This window comes from Sphaerochaeta sp. UBA5849 (genome assembly GCA_002432715.1).
Taxonomy (GTDB): domain Bacteria; phylum Spirochaetota; class Spirochaetia; order Sphaerochaetales; family Sphaerochaetaceae; genus Sphaerochaeta.
This window is the reverse complement of the sequence record DJGJ01000018.1, coordinates 79664-98830: the sequence shown is the minus strand read 5'-3', so window position 1 is coordinate 98830 and position 19167 is coordinate 79664. Positions and strand designations below refer to the sequence as shown.

At 51.4% G+C, this 19167-nt stretch carries 19 protein-coding genes and 2 tRNA genes; 8 read left to right on the top strand and 13 right to left on the bottom strand.

Annotated elements, in window-relative coordinates:
• Positions 1-247: 247 nt before the first annotated feature.
• Complete coding sequence (locus B3K89_RS02615; RefSeq protein ID WP_345907017.1) at positions 248-943, bottom strand: site-specific integrase; 696 nt, start codon at positions 941-943, stop codon at positions 248-250.
• Positions 944-1068: 125 nt separating this feature from the next.
• Positions 1069-1142 (bottom strand) — tRNA-Arg (locus tag B3K89_RS02610).
• 204 nt (positions 1143-1346) lie between these two features.
• Here B3K89_RS02610 and B3K89_RS02605 point away from each other — a divergent pair.
• Both B3K89_RS02605 and B3K89_RS02600 read left to right on the top strand, forming a co-directional pair.
• A complete protein-coding gene (locus B3K89_RS02605) occupies positions 1347-1973 on the top strand; it encodes a superoxide dismutase (RefSeq protein ID WP_345907016.1) in 627 nt (208 codons plus the stop codon).
• Between the two features lie 229 nt (positions 1974-2202).
• Entirely contained in the window at positions 2203-2616 is a 414-nt protein-coding gene (locus tag B3K89_RS02600) for a DUF4032 domain-containing protein (RefSeq protein ID WP_298504253.1), read from the top strand.
• Positions 2617-2726: 110 nt separating this feature from the next.
• Here B3K89_RS02600 and B3K89_RS02595 read toward each other — a convergent pair whose 3' ends face one another.
• The 3 genes from B3K89_RS02595 to B3K89_RS02585 form a co-directional block, all read right to left on the bottom strand.
• Positions 2727-2885 (bottom strand): hypothetical protein, encoded by a 159-nt coding sequence (locus B3K89_RS02595; protein ID WP_298504250.1) that lies wholly within the window; start codon positions 2883-2885, stop codon positions 2727-2729.
• A gap of 297 nt (positions 2886-3182) precedes the next feature.
• Complete coding sequence (locus tag B3K89_RS02590; protein WP_320351230.1) at positions 3183-3485, bottom strand: hypothetical protein; 303 nt, start codon at positions 3483-3485, stop codon at positions 3183-3185.
• 220 nt (positions 3486-3705) lie between these two features.
• Positions 3706-3778: transfer RNA gene (locus B3K89_RS02585), tRNA-Pro, on the bottom strand.
• 60 nt (positions 3779-3838) lie between these two features.
• On the opposite strand from B3K89_RS02585, the gene B3K89_RS02580 reads away from it, so the two are divergent.
• A complete protein-coding gene (locus B3K89_RS02580) occupies positions 3839-4483 on the top strand; it encodes an endonuclease III domain-containing protein (protein WP_293894696.1) in 645 nt (214 codons plus the stop codon).
• Here B3K89_RS02580 and B3K89_RS02575 read toward each other — a convergent pair.
• Positions 4428-4874, bottom strand: coding sequence for a hypothetical protein (locus tag B3K89_RS02575; RefSeq protein WP_293894699.1), 447 nt, complete (start codon positions 4872-4874; stop codon positions 4428-4430). The two genes, B3K89_RS02580 and B3K89_RS02575, sit on opposite strands and share 56 nt — an antisense overlap.
• A gap of 233 nt (positions 4875-5107) precedes the next feature.
• Here B3K89_RS02575 and rpmB point away from each other — a divergent pair, with 233 nt between their 5' ends.
• The 3 genes from rpmB (at position 5108) to thrC (ending at position 9132) form a co-directional block, all read left to right on the top strand.
• A complete protein-coding gene (gene rpmB, locus B3K89_RS02570; protein ID WP_244771200.1) occupies positions 5108-5338 on the top strand; it encodes a 50S ribosomal protein L28 in 231 nt (76 codons plus the stop codon).
• A gap of 117 nt (positions 5339-5455) precedes the next feature.
• Positions 5456-7852, top strand: a complete 2397-nt coding sequence (gene thrA, locus B3K89_RS02565) for a bifunctional aspartate kinase/homoserine dehydrogenase I (RefSeq protein WP_293894704.1) — start codon at positions 5456-5458, stop codon at positions 7850-7852.
• An 11-nt stretch (positions 7853-7863) separates the two neighbouring features.
• Positions 7864-9132 carry a threonine synthase gene (gene thrC, locus B3K89_RS02560; RefSeq protein WP_293894707.1) on the top strand — a complete coding sequence of 423 codons (1269 nt, stop codon included), beginning with the start codon at positions 7864-7866 and terminating at the stop codon, positions 9130-9132.
• Between the two features lie 48 nt (positions 9133-9180).
• Here thrC and B3K89_RS02555 read toward each other — a convergent pair whose 3' ends face one another.
• From B3K89_RS02555 to B3K89_RS02545, 3 genes are all read right to left on the bottom strand, one after another.
• The gene (locus B3K89_RS02555) at positions 9181-9408 is read right to left on the bottom strand and encodes a hypothetical protein (RefSeq protein ID WP_293894710.1); all 228 of its coding nucleotides are present in this window, start codon (positions 9406-9408) and stop codon (positions 9181-9183) included.
• Between the two features lie 287 nt (positions 9409-9695).
• Positions 9696-10970 (bottom strand): galactokinase, encoded by a 1275-nt coding sequence (locus B3K89_RS02550; RefSeq protein ID WP_345907015.1) that lies wholly within the window; start codon positions 10968-10970, stop codon positions 9696-9698.
• Between the two features lie 9 nt (positions 10971-10979).
• A complete protein-coding gene (locus B3K89_RS02545) occupies positions 10980-12032 on the bottom strand; it encodes a UDP-glucose--hexose-1-phosphate uridylyltransferase (RefSeq protein WP_293894716.1) in 1053 nt (350 codons plus the stop codon).
• Between the two features lie 88 nt (positions 12033-12120).
• Here B3K89_RS02545 and B3K89_RS02540 point away from each other — a divergent pair, with 88 nt between their 5' ends.
• Positions 12121-13089, top strand: a complete 969-nt coding sequence (locus B3K89_RS02540; RefSeq protein ID WP_293894719.1) for a LacI family DNA-binding transcriptional regulator — start codon at positions 12121-12123, stop codon at positions 13087-13089.
• Here the strand turns inward: B3K89_RS02540 and B3K89_RS02535 are convergent.
• Genes B3K89_RS02535 through B3K89_RS02520 form a run of 4 tightly spaced genes read right to left on the bottom strand, consistent with a single transcriptional unit; the run spans position 13083 to position 17833 of the window.
• A complete protein-coding gene (locus B3K89_RS02535; RefSeq protein WP_293894722.1) occupies positions 13083-14687 on the bottom strand; it encodes a RecQ family ATP-dependent DNA helicase in 1605 nt (534 codons plus the stop codon). The genes B3K89_RS02540 and B3K89_RS02535 overlap by 7 nt on opposite strands.
• A gap of 31 nt (positions 14688-14718) precedes the next feature.
• The gene (locus B3K89_RS02530) at positions 14719-15690 is read right to left on the bottom strand and encodes an aldo/keto reductase (RefSeq protein ID WP_293894725.1); all 972 of its coding nucleotides are present in this window, start codon (positions 15688-15690) and stop codon (positions 14719-14721) included.
• A 14-nt stretch (positions 15691-15704) separates the two neighbouring features.
• Entirely contained in the window at positions 15705-16649 is a 945-nt protein-coding gene (locus B3K89_RS02525; RefSeq protein WP_293894728.1) for an ADP-ribosylglycohydrolase family protein, read from the bottom strand.
• A gap of 53 nt (positions 16650-16702) precedes the next feature.
• The gene (locus B3K89_RS02520; protein ID WP_293894731.1) at positions 16703-17833 is read right to left on the bottom strand and encodes an aldo/keto reductase; all 1131 of its coding nucleotides are present in this window, start codon (positions 17831-17833) and stop codon (positions 16703-16705) included.
• A gap of 138 nt (positions 17834-17971) precedes the next feature.
• Here B3K89_RS02520 and B3K89_RS02515 point away from each other — a divergent pair, with 138 nt between their 5' ends.
• On the top strand, positions 17972-19162 hold the full coding sequence (locus B3K89_RS02515; protein WP_293894734.1) for an MFS transporter: 1191 nt from the start codon (positions 17972-17974) through the stop codon (positions 19160-19162).
• Positions 19163-19167: the final 5 nt, after the last annotated feature.

Sequence of the window (19167 nt, the reverse complement as noted above, 5' to 3'; positions counted from 1 at the left end):
TTAGGGTGAGGAATGTGGGCTAGAGATATGGAGCTCTCTGGTTTATCTATTACTCCATATCTGGCCGTTTAGGTATATTCAGGACTCTTCGCAGTCCTTCTAATAAAGACAAAACCTTGGCTCAATAACCAAGGCTCTGTTAGGAAAGTCTCTGATTTCTTCTCTTCTGTTGCTACGTATCTTTTGATCAAGCTTGCTTACCAAAATCACCGAGCGTAGCGGAAACTATGGCTCTCAATTATAATTGTCAGAAAAGCCCATCAAATGCATCCTCGTGCTCCAAAATCCTCCGATAGCTATCCTTCAAAGAAGGGTGGTTATACCTTTCAGTCATGCTCTCTGAACTGTGGCCTGTAGTCTCTTGCAGAATATCCAAGGGAAGTACATTCTTCAGAAGGGTGTTGTAGGTGTGGCGAAAAGAATGGATTACCAGATTCCTTCCATTAATCTCAATCTTTGCAATCTCCAAAGCTTTCTGAAATCTGTTCTGCAGCGTTTTTCCCATAATTGGTCTGCTGCCATTGCTACCATAGAAAATCAAATCTTCTGGATCATGGAAAGGCGTACTCGCTTTCCAGTGTTCCAGTATCTCCTCTGCTCTCTGGCTCAATACCACAACTCTGCTTTTCCCTGTCTTGGTGCTTCCAGTGGTATCATCGTTCTTGATGGATTCTTCAATCAATAAGCCATTTCGCTTCTTATCTTCGATTACATGCTTCCACTTCAAAGCTCTGGCTTCGCCTCTTCTCATTCCGGTAGTTGCCAGGATGAAAAAGTAATATGCATACTCTTCCTCTCTCCAAATCTTCGTCAGTGCTTCGAGGTCGCTCGGGAACAGCTTTTGTAGCTCTGCTTGGGAAAATACATCTCTATAAGTAGAAGAACCAAACAACGCCTTTCTTGTTCTTGGCATCCTTGTAGCGCTTGAAAAGAGTGTATTCATGTCTTATGGTCTTTAGTTTTGATGTAGAATTTGATGTAAGTCAAGGGTGACTTGTTGACTGGGTAAAAGAAAAGATACCAGCAGAATTGCCAGTATCTTCTTGCATTGTATATGTTTGTTAGTTATACGCCAAAGAGGTCTCGAACCTCTGACCTACTGCTTAGAAGGCAGTTGCTCTATCCAACTGAGCTATTGGCGCACGCAACAAGACACTCAAGTGTCCGAAACGTGGAAACCTTACCGTAAATCAGAAAAAAGGTAAAGATGCCTTGTTGAGAAACGTATTGGAACAGATACAATGGTGTTCCATTATATTTATACTTGCCTAATGGGAGAATAGTGAGTATACTCTATTTACCTAGTAAACAACTAGGAATAACAGTACTTGTTAGGAGGTACTCTCATGTTTACACAAGTTGCACTTCCCTATGGATATGCCGATCTTGAGCCCCATATCGATGAACTGACCATGGTGACACACTATACAAAACACCATGCAGCCTACACCAATAATCTGAATGCAGCCCTGGAAAAGGATGCAAGCCTGAAAGACCGCTCGATTGAGGATATCCTTTCCAACCTTGACTCTATCAAGGACGAGGCCCTGAGGACGACCGTACGAAACAACGGCGGCGGATATGCCAACCATAATCTGTATTTTGCCACGCTTTCACCGAAGGCCAGCAAGAGTCCCACAGGAATTCTCGAGAAGCGGATAGCAGAAGAATTTGGAAGCTTTGATGCCTTGAAGGACGAGCTCGGAAAGCAGGCAGCCGGGAGATTTGGCTCCGGTTGGGCTTTCTTGGTTGCTCATGCCGACGGCAGGCTCGCAGTGGTAAATACCCCGAACCAAGACTCTCCCTTGATGCAGAAGAATGGGGGAATACCGATTCTTGGAATTGATGTTTGGGAGCATGCCTACTATCTGAAGTACAAGAATCTGAGAGCCGACTACATAAAGGCTCTCTGGTCGGTGCTCGATTGGGCGGAAGTACAGAAGCGGTACGAACAGGTAATCAAATACCAGTAAGTACTCATGAGATGGATAGTCCCTCCTGCTGACATTCGGGGAGGGATTTTTTATGCATCAAAACTGTGTGAGGAATATACAAACTGTGGTTTTATATCAAAGAGAGGACAGAATAATCCAAATAGTGAGCGGAACAGTACAAATATATTAGTCTTTTAGTGCTTGCCTAAGCAGGCTATAACTTCTTACTATATCAGTGTAAACAGAAGAAAACGAAAAGGAGCAAATCATGCAGAACAATGATTTACACAAGAAAGAAAGTATTGAATTCCTGATCAAGAACACCGATATGTTCCTTGATTCGGACTATGATAAACTCGCCGCTCAGATTGAGGGCCATCGTTACTTTTTAGGAAAGAACCTGAATATGCCCATAACCTGGGATGAGGCAGTCTATTCCTGGATGAGCAACCTGTATGAACCCATCAGTCAGGTGATGGAAACCTGGACTACGCAGATGAGCTTCCCCGGCAAGAGGAAAGCAGACCTGTTCTTTGAGGTGTGCGACCACCTCTACTACATGAGTGTAGAGAAACAGACAGAAGTGAACGCATATGATGCAGTGCTTGATTACAATGCACAGTATGGAAAGGCCATCGGAAGGATCCTTGCCAAACTGCTGACGATCAAGGGTGCAGCGTAATTCGTTATATCTCCAGTTTATTCGTAACTCATAGGGTGGCATTGCCACCTTATGTTGATTAGAGACACCAAAGGCCGCGTTTTGCGGCCTTTCGGTAAGTTTGAAGTACTTTAGGCTTTTCGCTTTTTCTTGATTGCATCTCCAACAACCGGCCCAAGCAAGGTAATCAAGGTCAAGACAAGGAAGACCCAGGCAATCGGAGAGGCGATGAAGATTGAGTAGGAGCCTTCGCTCATCAGCAATGCCCTGCGGAAATTGGATTCAGCCATCGGTCCAAGAATCAAGCCAAGTACAGCCGGGGAGACGGAAACATCAGCTTTCTGCAGGAAGTACCCGAGAATTCCAAAAGGCTGTTTTTAACAGATGGTGACTACACGCCGTCTGTCCTGCTTCCCATCTCAATTCCTGTTGGCTGTACAACTATTCTTGTTTGGGCCTTTCAATTGTTACGAAGCTGTTGCCCTTGATTGGATCCATCCTGCCAACCTGGAACCTGACATTGAACAATGCCGCATACCTGTTGATGTACTTGGAGGTAACCACCGCCCAACTTCTTGTACCATCGCTCAATCAGGGAATGAAAACTGTTGACGTTGTTGAGATGATTGACCCTGTCGTAGTCCTTGTGGGTCGAGACCACCTTGCTGTCGCTTCCATGAACCACACATTCCAGGCTTGGTGCCCTGGTAGGAATAGAATATAATCCTCGGATGGATTGCTCTACATTTTGGGCAACACTCGAACAGGAATCCTTCAGAAACGGTGGTTTCCTTGTCATAGCAGTCGAGTATTTCGGCAATCTTGCTGAGTATGAACTCAGGAATCCCTTTCATCCGCTCGACAAGTGCATCTGCTGTCATGTATGGCATATTTGCTGCCTCCTGATGACAGTCTATTGCATCAGGTGTGACACAGAGTGTCATAATCAACAATTCTTACATACGCCTAATCATAATGGTTGCATTTGTCGATTTGTAACCAATTTGAGGTGAAAGCAGGTGCAAATAAAATTCGGCAACCTGTTTGTAATTATTACCCTACAAACAAATTGCCAAGTATTCAAAAAAAGTTGTCAAGAAAAAAAATACATCGGGGCGAAAGGACTCGAACCTTCGATATCCTGCTCCCAAAGCAGGTGCCCTAGCCACTGGGCTACGCCCCGAAACTTTCTGGAGTATACGCACTTGAGAAGCAAAGCGTCAAGGGGTACCATGGAAGGCCTATGGACAAGAAACAACGCATGCAAGAGATATATACCATCCTGGACACCCTGCTTCCCAAAGACATCCAGTTCTTGGACCAACGTGATCCCTTCCGCTTTTTGATCAGTGTCATCCTCTCGGCCCAGACGACCGACAGGATTGTGAATGTGGTGGTGAAGGACCTGTTTGCCAAGTACCCGGACAAGCAGGCCCTCTCCAATGCCGCCTTGGAGGATGTTGAAGCCATCATCCACCCAACCGGTTATTACCGCAATAAAGCCAAGAACATCGTTGCTTGTGCAAAGGCATTGCGTGATCGCGAGCTTTCCGACACCATGGAAGAGCTGATCAAGCTGCCCGGGGTGGGGCGCAAAACAGCCAGTTGCGTATTGGGGGATATCTATAAAAAGAGTGCCATCATCGTCGATACTCACTTCTCACGGGTTGTCAACCGATTGAATTTGGTTGACACCAAGGATCCTGAGAAAGTAGAGCGGGAAGTTGCATCGCTCTTGGAAGAGAGCAAGCACTACCGCTTCTCCATGACGGCAAACCTGTTTGGAAGAACCGTCTGCCACGCTAGGAAGCCTGAGTGTGAGGACTGCCCGCTCAGCTCTCTCTGTCCGAGTCGAGATGCCTTTCTGAAAACACGTTCCAAAGGGTGAGGTCCTGCTTTCGTTCGACTGAGAGGATTGCCAGGCTCACGCTCTTGATCACAAAGTTTTCTTCAGGCACAGAAACCTGCTGCGTCCCGAGGTAGATGCCTGAAATCGGGTAGTCGGTGGCTAGAGCGAGCCTTAGGGGTTTGAGGATCTCAGCCTCGATCGGGAGGAAAAGCTGGCCGTGTTCGTACTTGAGCCTCCCATCGACTGAAATCGGAAGCCTAGGGCAGGGCACGTAGGGGATTTCGGATGTCGGGTCGCAAGGACCGAGGATGATGCATGGCTCGAGACAGCAAAAACTGCTTTGGCCGCTTTTCTCGAACAACTGCGTCCTCATTTTCATTACCTTGGTTCTTAGATCCTTGCCCAATCGAAGGATGTAATAGCTATCCATACCATAAGGATAGTCAAGCAAGCAAAGCTCGACAAGGGAAAAAGTATAAAAGATGAAGCCTTTCTCTTTACACAAAAGCCGTTATCTGGTAATTTGGCTAAGGTTGAAGTCTCCAATGCGATAACCTTGTGGAACTGCTCACGGACAAGACGTTGCCCGTACAAGGATAGCCGTGACTTTAACAGGCCTCGGTTCGGCCAACTAATGAATTATTTGACAAGGTGGATATAGCTATGGCTCGTAGATGTGAGATTTGCGGAAAAGGAACGGTAGCCGGGAACAGTGTTCCGAGAAAAGGTCAGGCCAAGAAGCATGGTGGTGTCGGTCAGCACATCGGCGTAACCACGAAGCGCGTATTCCGCCCCAATCTCGTAACGATCAAGACTTTGGTCAACGGAGCTCCGCGCACCATTAAGATTTGCACTCGTTGCTTGAGGAGCGGAAAGGTCGAGAAGCTCGTATAACAGCACTTGTTACACCATCTCGATCGACAGAGAGCCCACTTTTGGGCTCTTTTTGTATATTCAGACAACACATTTGTTCAGTGAGTTGTTCATTATCTTGAAATGGGGGTCGTTGCAATGGGCAGTATTCGAGTACATGCGGTAGAGAGTTCCAACCTGGTATCGAAAGAGGGCTGTGAGAAGCTTGTTCGGATTTTCCGCCATGCCAAGGAAACGCATCAGGTTTTTGTGTTGGCGCCCCTTCGCGATACAGAGTTCGAACTTGCAAGCCTCCTGGCCTGTGCAAAGGAACATGATGAACGACTGTGGTCGATGCAGGAGCAACGCTTCTCCAGTTGGACGGAGCTGGTGGAAACCATCCTGACGGTCCCCGCTGGAAGAAACGTGCTGGAACGCATCAAGCATGGCTTTGCCGATATTGAGGATATCCTGCGCTCCGTATGGTTGGTGGAGGAGGTATCCTCGGGTGTGCAACGCTACCTTGAGAAACTCTGCGACAGCTGGATAGCTGACCTTCTCTGTCATTATGCAACCACACAAGGCATTGCTGCCGACTTGGTGGAATATTCGGCGCTTGTTGTCGGATCCGCACCATCGAAGCGGTTGCTTGTTGTATACGGCCAGCTCCCCCAGCCTGAAGGCAGCATGCAACGGGACGGCAGAAGCGAATATGCAGCATCGCAACTTGCCGGCATTCTCAAAGCAGAAGGGGTGACGTTCTGGAACAACACATCCCTGTTGAAAAATGCAGACAGCAACGAAGTTCCTTCGGCATTGGTGATTCGTTCACTGTCCTATTCCGAAGCGACCGAGCTCTCCTTCTTCGGTGCCCCGGTCATTCATCCACAGGCACTTCTGCCTGCCATCAATGAATCCATCAATGTACAGCTGCGTTGGTGGGGTGATGAAAACGATGAGGGAACCATCATCAGCAAGGATGGGAATGGTGAACAACTCAATAAGGTGAAAGGGTTTTCCATCATTCACGACATCGCCCTGATAAACGTGGAGGGGGCGGGCATGAGCGGAGTCATCGGCATCGCAAGCCGGTTGTTCACCGCCATGCGTGAAGCCTCCATCTCCGTTATCCTCATCAGCCAGGCGAGCAGTGAGTACTCCATCTGTTTTGCAGTACCTGCAAGCCAGATGGAAAGAGCCTGTACAGTTGCAAGAGAAGCCTTCTCCCACGAGCTGGACGAACATCTGATCCAAAGCATTGAAGGCGAGTCGGGCTTGGCCATCCTTGCCGCCGTCGGCAAGCAGATGACCGGCCAGGCAGGAATCGCCGGCAAGTTTTTCTCTTCTTTGGGAAGGGTATCCGTCAATGTGATAGCAATCGCACAAGGATCGAGCGAAACCAATATCAGTGCAGTAATCAAGGGAAGTGACTCCAAGAAAGCCCTGAGGGCCTTGCATGCACGTTTCTTCCTCTCCAAGCAGGCTCTCTCTGTTGGCTTGATCGGTCCCGGCAACATCGGCAGCACCCTGCTGGAGCAGATTGAATCTGAAAGCCAGCGGTTGAAAGAGCAATTCGGAGTCGACATCCATATCCGCGGGATTGCCAACTCCAAGAAAATGGTGCTCGATCAGGATGGAATCGATCCCGGTGAGTGGAAAACACGATTTGAGCAGGAAGCCGTGCCCTTGGATCTGGATCTCTTCGTCCGCCACATCGGGGCAACGTATTTCCCGCACTCCTTGATCATCGACTGCACAACCAGCAGCCAGCTTGCCCAGCAGTACGACAATTGGCTTGAGATGGGGATTCATGTCATCACACCCAACAAGAAAGCCGGCACAGCCCCCATGGCATATTACAACAAGCTCTTCGACACCTGCCTCAGGACAGGACGTCGTTTCTTGTACGAAACCACCGTCGGTGCAGGGCTTCCGGTAATCTGCACCCTCAAGGACCTTGTCCAGACAGGAGACAGGATTCACCGCATCGAAGGAATCGTCAGCGGAACCCTGGCTTGGTTGTTCTCAACCTATGACGGAACGGTCCCCTTCAGTACGCTGGTCCGGAAAGCCAAGGAGATGGGGTACACCGAACCCGATCCCCGTGACGACCTCTCGGGCATGGATGTCGGGCGGAAGACGGTCATTCTTGCCCGTGAGATGGGCTACGAGGTTGAGGTTCAGGACATCCCGATCCAAAGCCTGGTTCCCGCCGGTATGGATTCACTCTCCATCGAGGCTTTCATGCAGAACCTGGAAGTGCTGGATCCCCATATCGAACAGGCTTACCGCGACGCAGAGCGAAAAGGTGAGAAGTTGCGCTACGTAGGAATCGTCGATGAGAAGGGAGCCTGCAGTGCATCACTGGCCAGCTTCGGATCGGATCATCCCTTCGCCCAGGCCAGGGGAACCGATAATGTAATCTGCTTCACGACAGACCGGTATTTGAACCAGCCTTTGGTGATCAAGGGACCGGGAGCCGGCAGGGAAGTGACTGCCGGCGGTGTATTTTCAGATATGCTTCGTCTTGCAGCGTATCTCGGAGCAAGGATTTAGGAGGTAGGAACATGAAATTTGTATCAACTCGCGGCAAAGCGCCGGCAGTCAGTGCCAGCCAGGCGATTATGCAGGGGCTGGCTCCCGATGGTGGACTCTATGTTCCCGAGTCGTTTCCTTCCTTGGAAAACCTCGCAATACATGAGATCTCCAGCTACCCCGAACTTGCCTTCGAGGTTCTCGCACCCTTTTTCGAGGATGATCCCCTGAAGGAAGACCTTGCAGAAATCTGTATGGATGCTTTCAACTTTCCAGTCCCCTTGGTCACCCTCAAGGACCAGGATGCAGTACTTGAGCTTTTTCACGGACCTACTGCTGCGTTCAAGGACTTCGGTGCAAGATTTCTTGCAGCATGCATGGAACGCATGCTGGCCAAAGAGCAGCGCAAACTGACCATTTTGGTAGCAACCAGCGGTGATACCGGAGGTGCTGTGGCCGCAGCATTCGCCAACCGCAAAGGCATCGAAGTAAAAGTATTGTACCCCAAGGGGAGAGTGAGCGGCCGTCAACAGCAGCAGCTCACCTGCTGGGGGGCCAACATCCAAGCCTATGAAGTTGATGGATCTTTTGATGATTGCCAGAAAATGGTCAAGGATGCTTTCATGGACCAGACCGTTTCCCGGCAATGGGGACTGTCCAGTGCAAACTCCATCAACCTGGGACGGCTGCTGCCCCAAAGCGTGTACTACGTCTTTGCCTCCCATCTCTACACCCAAGCCTTCGGCAAGCGGCCGATCTTCATTATTCCCAGCGGGAATGTCGGCAACAGCTGCGCCGCCTTCTGGGCGCTTACAATGGGCTCTCCCATCGAGCGGATAGTACTTTCGGTGAATGAGAACAAGACAATTCCAGAATTCCTCACAAGTGGAATCTACCAAACCCGTCCTTCGGTGCAAACCCTTGCGAATGCCATGGATGTTGGGGCTCCCAGCAACATGGAACGGCTCTTCAACCTCTATCCCGATACGGATACTATTAAAAGCATGCTCAGTGCTTACTCTGTGGATGATCGGACCATACAGGCAACCATCAAGGAAGTATATGGGGAGCTTGGCTACATTCTCTGCCCCCATACCGCCACCGCAGAGCGGGTCAGACGCGACCACTTTGCCGGCCAGCCGACGATCGTGGTATCGACAGCCCACCCCGCCAAGTTTGAACAGGTGGTCGAACCATTGATAGGCACGACGGTGGAAGTTCCCCAAAACCTTGCAACGTTGCTCGATAAGCCATCAAGCTTCAAGGCGATTCCAAGCGATTATCGGCTCTTGTTCTCCTGAAAAAGAGCGAGGGCGGCTTTCGCTGCCCTGACTGCAATCCCCTCCATGCTACTTGTTGAACACCCCCTTGACCGTCAGGGTGGTGGCACGTGTATCATCTGCGTTGTCGACAAGCGAATCATAGAAACCGACATCGAGGTTTGCGGATGCCGTAATGAGGCCCAGTCGCTTCTCAAGGGCAAACAAACCCGTGACCTTATATGCCTCAAGTGAAGACCTGAACGCTTGATCGAACGAAGCAGTAAAGCTTATTGTGTCGAAGAACGTCTCTTTCATACCGAACTTGGCATCATATCCGAAGGAGGTGAGTGCATTGGATTCCGTACTCCATGCATGGTCGAACCCCAGGGAAACCCAAGGTTCGGTACTTTAACGTCAACACCGTAGCTGATACCCCAGAGGTCCTTGTCAACAATACCGGAAACCAATCCGTTTGAAGGAAGGAAGTAATCCAGAATCGGGAAGACCCCATGAACCGTGTCCAGATATCCAACATACGTACTCAAATCAGGGCAGGGCCGAAGAACGATATCTTGACCAGGAACTGGTTGTCGCTTTCTCTGTTACTCAGCAATGCAGCTGGAGGGTTTGCTCCTGACGGCAATGGGGGTGACGCTGCCCTTGCCGAAGACTGCCTCCATACCTTGGATGTAGTCTTCCAACTCGTTTTCCTGCACATAGGCTTGGATCGTACCTGCAAAACCCCCTCCATGGACTCGCACCGTTGCATCAGGGCCCAACATCGATTTCGTCATTGCAATGGCAAGGCTCAATCCCTGTTCTTCGGGAAAGAACGAGGGATAGAGATTCTGCAAAAAGCAGAAGGAGCTTTCACCGCTCTGCCTGACCAGTGACAGGTAGGCATTGATGTCATCGGCAGCGAGTGCTTTCAGCATGCTCTCCACTCTCGTATTCTCCTGGAAGAAGTGCATTGCACGTAGGATGCATCGATCGTTGTTCAACGTTTTTCTCAATTCAGGCAGGGCTTGCATGAATGTGTCCTGATCAACTTCCCTCAGGTGATTGGTACCAAAATATGCTGCTACCTTGCGCATTTCGGCAGGGACTGCGGCATACGCAGGAGTAAGGTCTGCATGGTTTCCGCCGGTATCGACGATGCACAGGTGATAGCCATGCTCCGAGAAGGAGTATTGGATCGGCTCGATGACCGGCTTTTGTTCATCGGCAAAGTCGATGCCGATGATCCCCCCGTAGGCGCAGGCCATCTGGTCCATCAAGCCTGAAGGCTTGCCGAAATATACGTTCTCACTGAACTTGCCGATGATGGCCAGCTCGACAGGGGAGAGGACATCGGTATTGTACAAGTGATTGAAAATTGTTCCGCACAACACCTCAACGGCAGCTGAAGAAGAGAGCCCCGAGCCTTTCAGCACCCGGCTGGTGGTGTTGGCCTGCCATCCTCCAATGTTCAGACCACGCTTGGAAAAGGCGCAGGCAATGCCACGGACCAATGCTTCGGTGGTGTTCTTTTCACTTTCAACCACTTTTAGAACATGCAAGTCAACCTCGACAGCCGGATATCCTTCACTGATGAGGACCACCTTGTCGTCAGTACGCTTTGTCACCGCTGCGATGGTATCGAGATTGATGGTTGCAGCGAGGACGCGGCCAAGGTTGTGGTCGGTATGGTTGCCCCCGAGTTCGGTCCTTCCAGCAGTGGAGAACACTGACGGGCTCATCTGGCCGAACAGGTTTTGATGGGTCTCGATGAGGTGCCCAAATCGTCGATCCATTTCCGATTCGTCATAGGTTTGACCATACAGAGAGGGGTAGTGCTGATGCAAAAGGCCTTGTTCAACAGCGTGTCTTGTAGCCATGGATATCTCCTAGTGTAGTGTGTTGCGATAGTGCACGTCGCTTTGAGAGCTGAGTTTTTGAGCAGCTTGCTCGGCCGTGATATCACGTTGGGGCATTGCCATCATCTCATATCCTACCATGAATTTCTTGACGGTGGCACTGCGAAGCAGGGGTGGAAAATAGTGCAGGTGCATGGTATGGGCGGGATAGGCCTGGCCATCGGTAGGCTTCTGATGCACACCCATGGAGTAGGGAAAGCTGGTTTGGAAGAGATTGTCGTAGCGAATGCCCAGCTGCTGCATCGTCCATGCCAAATCGGCTCTTTCTTCGCTTGCCAGATCGCTGAAGCTTTGAAGATTGCGCTTGTACCCTAGAATCATTGTCTCATACGGCCACACCGCCCAAAAGGGAACGACTGCGATGAAGTGCCTGCCCTTGATGACAACCCGCTCTCCTGTCTCCATTTCATACTGGGCATAATCGAGCAGCATATGGCTCTTGTGGGTTTGGAAGTACTTCTCTTCATTGGCAAGCTCTTTGGCCGGTATGTCGGGAATGATCTCTTCGCTCCAAATCTGTGCGTGGGGGTGTGGATTTGAACAACCCATGATCGCCCCGCGGTTCTCAAAGATTTGGACGTAGTTGATCATCTCGCTCTCTCCAAGCTTCTCGTACTCTTCGGTCCAAGCACTCAGAACCTTCTCAATATCGGCGGTGGACATGCGTGAGAGAGTGAGGTCGTGACGGGGTGAAAAACAGACCACCCTGCATCGTCCGCGTTCGCCGTAGGCTTTGAGGAGCCCGTTCGGCCCCGTTTGCATGCGGTCATTGGGGGTGGTCGGCAACAACGATGCGAAATCATTGTCAAACACATAGACATCCTTGTACTCAGGATTGCGTTCACCGCTTGAACGCTTGTTTCCCGGGCAGAGGTAGCAGGTGCTGTCATAGCGGCTCAGTTCTTCCAAATTTGGTTTTTCGACCTGCCCGTTCCATGGTCGCTTGGTTCGGTGTGGTGAGACTTTCACCCACTCGCCGAGTAACGGATTATAGCGGTTGTGCGTATCAAATTGAATGTCCATGTGGTTTTGAATCCCTCTTGCTTTCTGTAATGTACACGTGTACACTACACCTGTGCCAGCGCTTTGTCAATGAAAAATGGAGGTGCGGATGCGAAGTACCCGCGATAGTGTAGCGGCTCTAGCCAAGGTAAGCAGTGCAACGGTTTCCCGTGTCTACAACAATCCCGACGCCGTCTCAGAGGATTTGCGGCAACGAGTTTTTGAAGCTGCGAGAATCCTTGGGTATGCACCCAACCCGCTGGCAGCAAGCCTTCGACGAAAAGGGACCGGCACCCTTGCCTTTGTTGAATTCAATAAAACGGGCAGACCGTACTATTGGGGCAGCTTTTCCAGCTTTGATTGGTTTTTCGGCAGGGCTGTACGAGGAGTCCAGAAAGTCATCGGCCAAAGCTCCTGGCAACTGCGGTTTTACAGAGTAGGCAACCAGGAAGAGCTGAAGCTGCTTGAAAAGCAGTGTGATGGAATTCTTGCCTACGATGTCGATACACCCCAAGAGCTCTCCCTGTTCGATGGAATCACCATCCCCGCTGTGCTTTCTCACCACATCGGTGATGACGAGCAAGGCTGCATTGTACGAACAGACAACCTGTATGGAGGCGAGCTGCAAGGTCGGTATCTGAAGGAAATGGGGTGTGAAAAGCCGTTGTACATCACCGGATATGTGGAAAGTGTTGAGCCGCATGCCAAGCGACTGGAGGGCTTTTTACGTGTCTATCCACAAGCGAAGGTGATCAGCACAGCCATCGGCTCTCCTGCCGGCATTGCGTCGATACAGGACCAGGTGGAGCAGTTGCTTGCCGTCCGGAGCATCGATGCTCTTGCAGCGGTGAACGACCTCACCCTTTTCGATTTGTTGATGCGCTGTCCCATGGATCTTCCCGCGGTAGGATATGATGCCTCCCCATTTTCTTCCTTGCTTGGCAAGAGGGTGGCGAGTGTGGACATTCAAAGCGGCCGGCTCTACCAAAAGGCTACAGAGAAGCTGCTTTCCATGCTGGCAGGAAAGCAAGAAGCAAGTACCACCATCCTGCCACGGTTGGTTAGGGATGTTCAGTGAATGTGAGCAACAGCAGCAGCTTCTTCCATGATGGAACCGTCCTTTTTTCCACAGACTTGCCCTGCTCTTGCAGCGGTTTCACGGGAAGAAACTGGCGGGGAAGCGTAGGATAGAATTTCTGAGGTATCCTTTCCGGCTCTTTTCGTTCCATACTTCAGCATTTTGTACAAGTGAAGCGTTGTCAAGAGTTCACCATAGGTTTTCAGCCTGAGATATAAACGCCTGCGAGAGCTGAAGATTCCTACCTTGCCCTCGTCAAGCAGCAGGTGCAGAGCCGAGCGAATTTCCTTTTCACTCCAAGCAGACAAGACAGATGAGTAACTGTTGTACCCTTGCTTGGAGGAGAGCAACAATGCAAGCGAACTGGGACTGTAGCGAAACGGATGGCTTGCAATGCAGCCGAGCAGGGCCGCCTCTCCTTCGCGGCTTGCTTGGGCGGCATGGTTGCATACATCACAGCCGTTGCAAAAATCCACCTCCTCGCCGAGCTGTGCAAGCAGGTTCTGTCGATAACAGACGGTGGTGGAGGAGAAGAGCGAAACCAAGAACCCCGTTTGTGTGCCATCGAGCAGAACCACAGCCTTGCTCAGCCTGCCGTCACGACCGGCTCTTCCACTCTCCTGCAGGTAGGCAAGGGCATCGTCGGGCACCTCCCGATGAATGACCGTCCTGATGGTGCTTTTATCTACACCCATTCCGAATGCATTTGTCGAAAAAAGCACTCCTTCCTCCTGACTGTCGAACCACGCCTCCAAACTTTTTCTCTGCGTGGTATCCAAACCGGCATGATAATATCGGCAGGGAATGTCAGGGTGGGAACGAAGAAAGGCCTTGCAGGCGAAATAGGTACCCTCGCGGGTATTGCAAAAGACAATGGCAGGGCGTGCCGCCTTGTCGGCAAGCAGGGCGGAAACCGCATGGTCCTTGCTGAGGGTGCGAAAGACATGGTAGCTGATATTCGGTCGATTGCTGCTTCCCCGCACCAGGTGAGGCCTGCTTTTTATAAAGATACTCTTGTTGAGCCCTTCGATGACCGCCTGATCGGCTGTAGCGGTAAAGCAGAGGATCTGCTTGACCGGAAGGTAGGCCAAAAGCGGTCCGAGTGCGGCCAAAGCCGGCCTGAAGCCCTCTCCCCAACGTACGATGGTATGAGCTTCATCGATTACCAGCAGGCTGATTCGATGACGACAGAGCTCGCCGATCACCGAAGCCTGGCCCAGGCACTCTGCATTGGTGATGACCACCCTGCATGCATTTGCGCCGAGGGAGTCAAACAACGCTCTTCGCTGCTCTTTTGTCTGTCCGCCTTGGATCGCGACACAGGCGATGCCATTTCGGCTTAAGCGTCGTACCTGGTCGTTCATAAGTGAGAGAAGGGGATACACAATAACGGTGAGTCCTTCAACCAACAAGGAAGGGAGCATGAAGCACAAGCTCTTGCCGCTGCCTGTCGGCAAGGTAACCAACAATCCTTTGTGGTCGATTTTTCGGGCATCGAGTTCCAGGATCCGTTGTATGACAATCTGCTGAAACGGTCTGAGCATGTGGATGCCGAAGACCGTTTTGGCAAGTGTGTTGATGGTGTTTTCCAGCTCCATGCCCTATAAGACGAATCGCAGCCCGATCGCTTCAGCTTCTCTCCTCGGTGCGGTCGTGAGCAGGCGGCAAAGGAGGGCTGATCGTATCGAGGTGTTTCAGTACCTCCTCGCTCAAGCGATGAGCTGGTGCATCAAGGGCGGGCTTGAGCTGCTCTGGATCAGCAGCTCCCAGGATGGGGGCGGTGACAGCCTGGTTTGCCATCACCCAAGCGATGCCAAGTGTTGCCGGGTGCATGCCCAGCTGATCGGCATAGGCGGCGAAGGAGGAACCCACCTGGACATAGAAAGCACCCTCATACCGGGCCTTGTACTTTGGATTCTCGACCAGGCGCCCCGCTTTCTTGCCCTCCGCCTTGCTGTATCTGCCGGTGAGAAGCCCTCCTGCGAGGGGGCTGTAGGTGATTACCCCCATCCCTTCAGCACTCGCCATGGGGAAAAGCTCCACCTCTGCCATGCGTTTGGCAAGGTTGTACATCGGTTGGATGCACTGTACGCCCACCAGATGCTTCACATCGCTTACCCGCAAGAGGCGTTCCACCTGGAAGGCGGCATAGTTGCTCACCCCGACGCTCAAAACCTTGCCATCACGGACAAAGGAGTCAAGGGTCCTCAGGACCTCCTCCTCACTGGTGGCCGGATCATAGTGATGAAGAAAGAAGACATCAACATAGTCGGTGCCAAGACGCTTCAGGCTCTGATGCAGGGAGTTCTGCAGGTTTTTTGCCGAACAACCCTTTGCATTGACATCGTCTCCCATCGCTCCATACGCTTTGGTGGTGATCACCACTTTGTCGCGCTCAGCGGCTATGAAGGAGCCCAGGTACTCTTCAGCAACACCTTTCTGATAGACATTGGCACAGTCGAAAAAGTTGATGCCCTGCTCCCTGCACATGCTGTACATCCTCTGCGATTGTTCCTTATTCGCCCGTGAGCCGAACGACATGGTGCCGAAACAAAGCTCTGATACCTTGATGCCGGTTTTCCCCAAGGATTTGTAGTTCACTGTGTACTCCTTTTTCAGGCTACAACCAGAAGACCGGCAGTCAGCGAAACCGCCAGCTTCTCCATCCGTATCGTCTCTCGTTTGAAAAGCGTCTGTTTCTTGATCATCGCTTCCAGGGCGGGGGAGGGAAACACCTCCGCCGTCCAGCGTTCGGGAATGCTCTCCATCCCATACAGGGCTGCAGCGAAGCCTCCATACAGGGCACAGACAGTTCTTGCATTTCCTCCCCGCATGACCAATGCCTTCATCCCGTCTTCGTAGGAATCGAAGGCGATGAGGGAGTGCATCACAACCAAAAGCGTTGTGAGGACAAAGGAACTTTGCTTTGTGTCATACACGGCAAGTGGGTTTTGGTTGAGAGCGGTATGCAAAGCGGCAACAATGCGTTCATCCAAGCGATTGCGTTTTGCCAGACCTGCCAAGGCGCTTACAAACAGAAGGGGATCGTCATATTCCTCTTCCATGAGCAAACCGAAGCCAGAAGAAAGCAGGAGAACCGTCTGCAGGCAGAGGTCGCTGCTGCTGGTGATCTGGGTCTCAGCCTTGAGGAAATCGAGCCATTTCCTCTGGCTTTGCGTGGCTTTCAAGATTCCGTGAATGGGGCAGCGGATGAGAGCAAGGCTGTGATCGGCTTTGGATGTCTCCACTTGCAAAATTCGCCGGATATGCTCACCAGGACCATCCCCTTCCTGGATGTACTTGCGATAACTCGCTTTTACATGGTGCACATCAGCATCCTTGTTGGTGACAATGCTGAGGGCGAGCAACGTAAGCAGATCACTGACCTCGCTTGACATTCCACAGAGGGGCCGGCTTTCCTCCAGCGTGTAGATTTCCTCGATGCCGTCCGGGCACAGAGCCTCCACTTCGCTGCTTTGCATGCCGTCCGTCTGGCTGCCCATCCCGTCCCCTGTATACCATCCCGTAAGGATTGCTGTTGCGCTCTCTCTGCTGTCCATCACCTCGCTCCTGAACTCACGATATAGCAAGTTGGCAAAAAAGACGAGTGCTTTTACAACCGCTTGGCTTCAAGTTCGCTTTGAACCAGTTTGAGGTCTTCCGGTATATTGATATGTTGGGGACACAAGGGAACGCACTGACCGCACTCGGTGCAGGAAGAGGGCCGTTTGTCGCTCTCCTTCGGATTCTCCCACTGTGCACGGACCACCGCATACGAGTCGAACATACGAGCCTTGTTCCAGATGGAGAAGTTGCCAGGTATATCGACACCGAAGGGGCAGGGCATGCAGTATTTGCATCCGGTGCATCCATTTCCGACCCGGTTGCGCATCGTCTGTCCGATGAAGTCGAGGGTGGTGCGCTCTGTTTCCGTCAGCCTTCGGGGAGACTGGAAGGTCTTAAGGTTATCCCGTACCTGCTCCATGGTCGTCATCCCGCTGAGGATCACCTTCACATTCGGATGGTCGGCAACCCAGCGAAGAGCATAGGATGCACTGCTTGCGTTCTCATCCAGGTCTTTCAGTCTTGCTTCGAGGTCGGGCGGAAGGTTGGCAAGCAATCCCCCTTTGATGGGCTCCATGACAATGACAGGAATACCGAGCTTGGTGCACAGCTCGTACCCCCTGTCTCCGGCCTGTTCCTCGGTATCCAGATAGTTGTACTGCAGCTGACAGAAATCCCAGGTGCGGGAGGTGGCGATGTACTCGAAATCCTCATAGATGGAGTGGAACGAAAAGCCCAGTTGCTTGATCCTGCCGGCTTTTTGTTCCTGCTCGAGGTATGCGACCACCCCAAGGTCGACCATGCGTACATAAGCTGCCTTGTCGATGGAGTGAATGAGGTAGAAGTCAACATACTCATGCTCAAGACGCCCAAGCTGTTCATTGAACAGGCGCTTTGCATCATCGAGGGTATTTACCAGCCACTGTGGAAGCTTTGTTGCCAGAAAGTATGAATCCCTCGGGTACTGCTTGAGAAACGAGCCCAGGAAGGGCTCGCTCTCACCGTTGTGGTAGGTATATGCCGTATCATAATAGGTGACGCCGTGCTTGTACGCTTCACTGAGCATTGCGCTAGAGGCTGCCCTGTCGATGCTCCCCGTTTTTGTCAATGGCAGACGCATCGCTCCAAACCCCAGCAGGGAGATGGTGCAGCCGTTGTGTTCCCATGTTCTCGTTTCCATCGTTGACTCCTTCATTGCAAATCTCTTTCAGCATACCATAAAACTCTCCAAAAATGCGCATGGGGTGAAAGGATTTCTTGCCGGGAATGCTTTCCAAGCGTATGATGGTCAAGGTTAGCCGACAAAAAAGGGGGGGGTATGCGCTATCGACGGAATGTAGGCTTGGCCTATGCATTCTCACTTTCACTCAGTCTCTCCTTTACGCACGGCATCTGGATGATTTTTCTTGCCAGCCAAGGCTTTTCCCTTGTGCAACTGGGCTTGCTTGAGGCGATTTTTCACGTTACCTCGTTTCTCATGGAAGTTCCCACCGGCTCGGTTGCCGATATTTGGGGAAGGAAGGCCAGTCGGATTGCTGGAAGATTGTGCTATGCCCTGAGCCTGATTTTCATGTTCCACAGCACCACGTTCCTTTTGCAGGTGGTCGCCTTCATCCTGAGTGCGTTGGGGTATAACTTGGAGTCGGGGGCGGGGGATGCCCTGCTCTATGATTCGCTTCTGCTTGACGGGGAGGAAGGGCGGTACATCAAGGTAAAGGGAAACGATGAGCTGATCAACCAGATTGGTTCGATTCTCTCCTTCCTGTTGGGAGGGTATCTGGCTTCGCTGGATTTCGGCATTGCCTTCTATGCAACAGCAGGCTCGGCGCTCGCGGGGTTTTGTATCGCACTCTTTTTTATTGAGCCGGAACTTGAGAAAGGAGAGAAGAGAAAGAAAACCTCCGTATTCAACAATGTGCTTATCTCCCTGAAGAGCCAGATTCTTGACAGCGGCAAGGTATTCAAGAAAAAGCCGCGCATCGGCTTCTTCATTCTTTTCAGTGAGTCGTTGTTTGCCTTCATGGTCTGCTTGTTCTTCTATTTGCAGAACCACTGGACCAACTTGGGGTTCAGTCCTGCTACGATCGGTGTCGTATTCTCCCTGCATGCCGCAATTGCAGCTCTTTTTTCGGTGAAAGCCCATGCCATCGAGAAGCGAATCGGCCAGAGGGGCCTGTTGGTAGGCTGTCCTCTCATGCTTCTTGTCACCTTGTGGGGAGTGGCTCTCACCCCCTATTCGATGGTGTTCTACGTGCTTTGTGCCTCCATTGAAGGCTTGTTGATCCCGACTATTTCCACGTACCTGAATCAACTCATTCCCTCCAAGTTCAGGGCGACCATACTCAGCTTCCAGAGCATGGCGTACAGCCTGTTCATGATTGCCATCTTCCCCTTGGTGGGTTTTGTTGGAAACGTTGCCTCGCTCAATCACGCCTTCGTTCTGCTCTCCGCTCTTGCCACGCTGTTGGTCATACCCTACCTGGTGATGCTTTCCAAGCAGAAAAGGTAATCGTG

What these genes read in the sequence shown, in the direction of transcription:
- B3K89_RS02520 (WP_293894731.1), bottom strand. Translation starts at nt 17,833, where the DNA reads ATGGAAACGAGAACATGGGAACACAACGGCTGCACCATCTCCCTGCTG.
- B3K89_RS02525 (WP_293894728.1), bottom strand. Translation starts at nt 16,649, where the DNA reads ATGGACAGCAGAGAGAGCGCAACAGCAATCCTTACGGGATGGTATACA.
- thrC (WP_293894707.1), top strand. Translation starts at nt 7,864, where the DNA reads ATGAAATTTGTATCAACTCGCGGCAAAGCGCCGGCAGTCAGTGCCAGC.
- B3K89_RS02605 (WP_345907016.1), top strand. Translation starts at nt 1,347, where the DNA reads ATGTTTACACAAGTTGCACTTCCCTATGGATATGCCGATCTTGAGCCC.
- thrA (WP_293894704.1), top strand. Translation starts at nt 5,456, where the DNA reads ATGGGCAGTATTCGAGTACATGCGGTAGAGAGTTCCAACCTGGTATCG.
- B3K89_RS02555 (WP_293894710.1), bottom strand. Translation starts at nt 9,408, where the DNA reads ATGAAAGAGACGTTCTTCGACACAATAAGCTTTACTGCTTCGTTCGAT.
- B3K89_RS02590 (WP_320351230.1), bottom strand. Translation starts at nt 3,485, where the DNA reads ATGCCATACATGACAGCAGATGCACTTGTCGAGCGGATGAAAGGGATT.
- B3K89_RS02595 (WP_298504250.1), bottom strand. Translation starts at nt 2,885, where the DNA reads ATGGCTGAATCCAATTTCCGCAGGGCATTGCTGATGAGCGAAGGCTCC.
- B3K89_RS02545 (WP_293894716.1), bottom strand. Translation starts at nt 12,032, where the DNA reads ATGGACATTCAATTTGATACGCACAACCGCTATAATCCGTTACTCGGC.
- B3K89_RS02615 (WP_345907017.1), bottom strand. Translation starts at nt 943, where the DNA reads ATGAATACACTCTTTTCAAGCGCTACAAGGATGCCAAGAACAAGAAAG.
- B3K89_RS02535 (WP_293894722.1), bottom strand. Translation starts at nt 14,687, where the DNA reads ATGGAGCTGGAAAACACCATCAACACACTTGCCAAAACGGTCTTCGGC.
- B3K89_RS02515 (WP_293894734.1), top strand. Translation starts at nt 17,972, where the DNA reads ATGCGCTATCGACGGAATGTAGGCTTGGCCTATGCATTCTCACTTTCA.
- B3K89_RS02540 (WP_293894719.1), top strand. Translation starts at nt 12,121, where the DNA reads ATGCGAAGTACCCGCGATAGTGTAGCGGCTCTAGCCAAGGTAAGCAGT.
- B3K89_RS02600 (WP_298504253.1), top strand. Translation starts at nt 2,203, where the DNA reads ATGCAGAACAATGATTTACACAAGAAAGAAAGTATTGAATTCCTGATC.
- rpmB (WP_244771200.1), top strand. Translation starts at nt 5,108, where the DNA reads ATGGCTCGTAGATGTGAGATTTGCGGAAAAGGAACGGTAGCCGGGAAC.
- B3K89_RS02550 (WP_345907015.1), bottom strand. Translation starts at nt 10,970, where the DNA reads ATGGCTACAAGACACGCTGTTGAACAAGGCCTTTTGCATCAGCACTAC.
- B3K89_RS02580 (WP_293894696.1), top strand. Translation starts at nt 3,839, where the DNA reads ATGGACAAGAAACAACGCATGCAAGAGATATATACCATCCTGGACACC.
- B3K89_RS02575 (WP_293894699.1), bottom strand. Translation starts at nt 4,874, where the DNA reads ATGGATAGCTATTACATCCTTCGATTGGGCAAGGATCTAAGAACCAAG.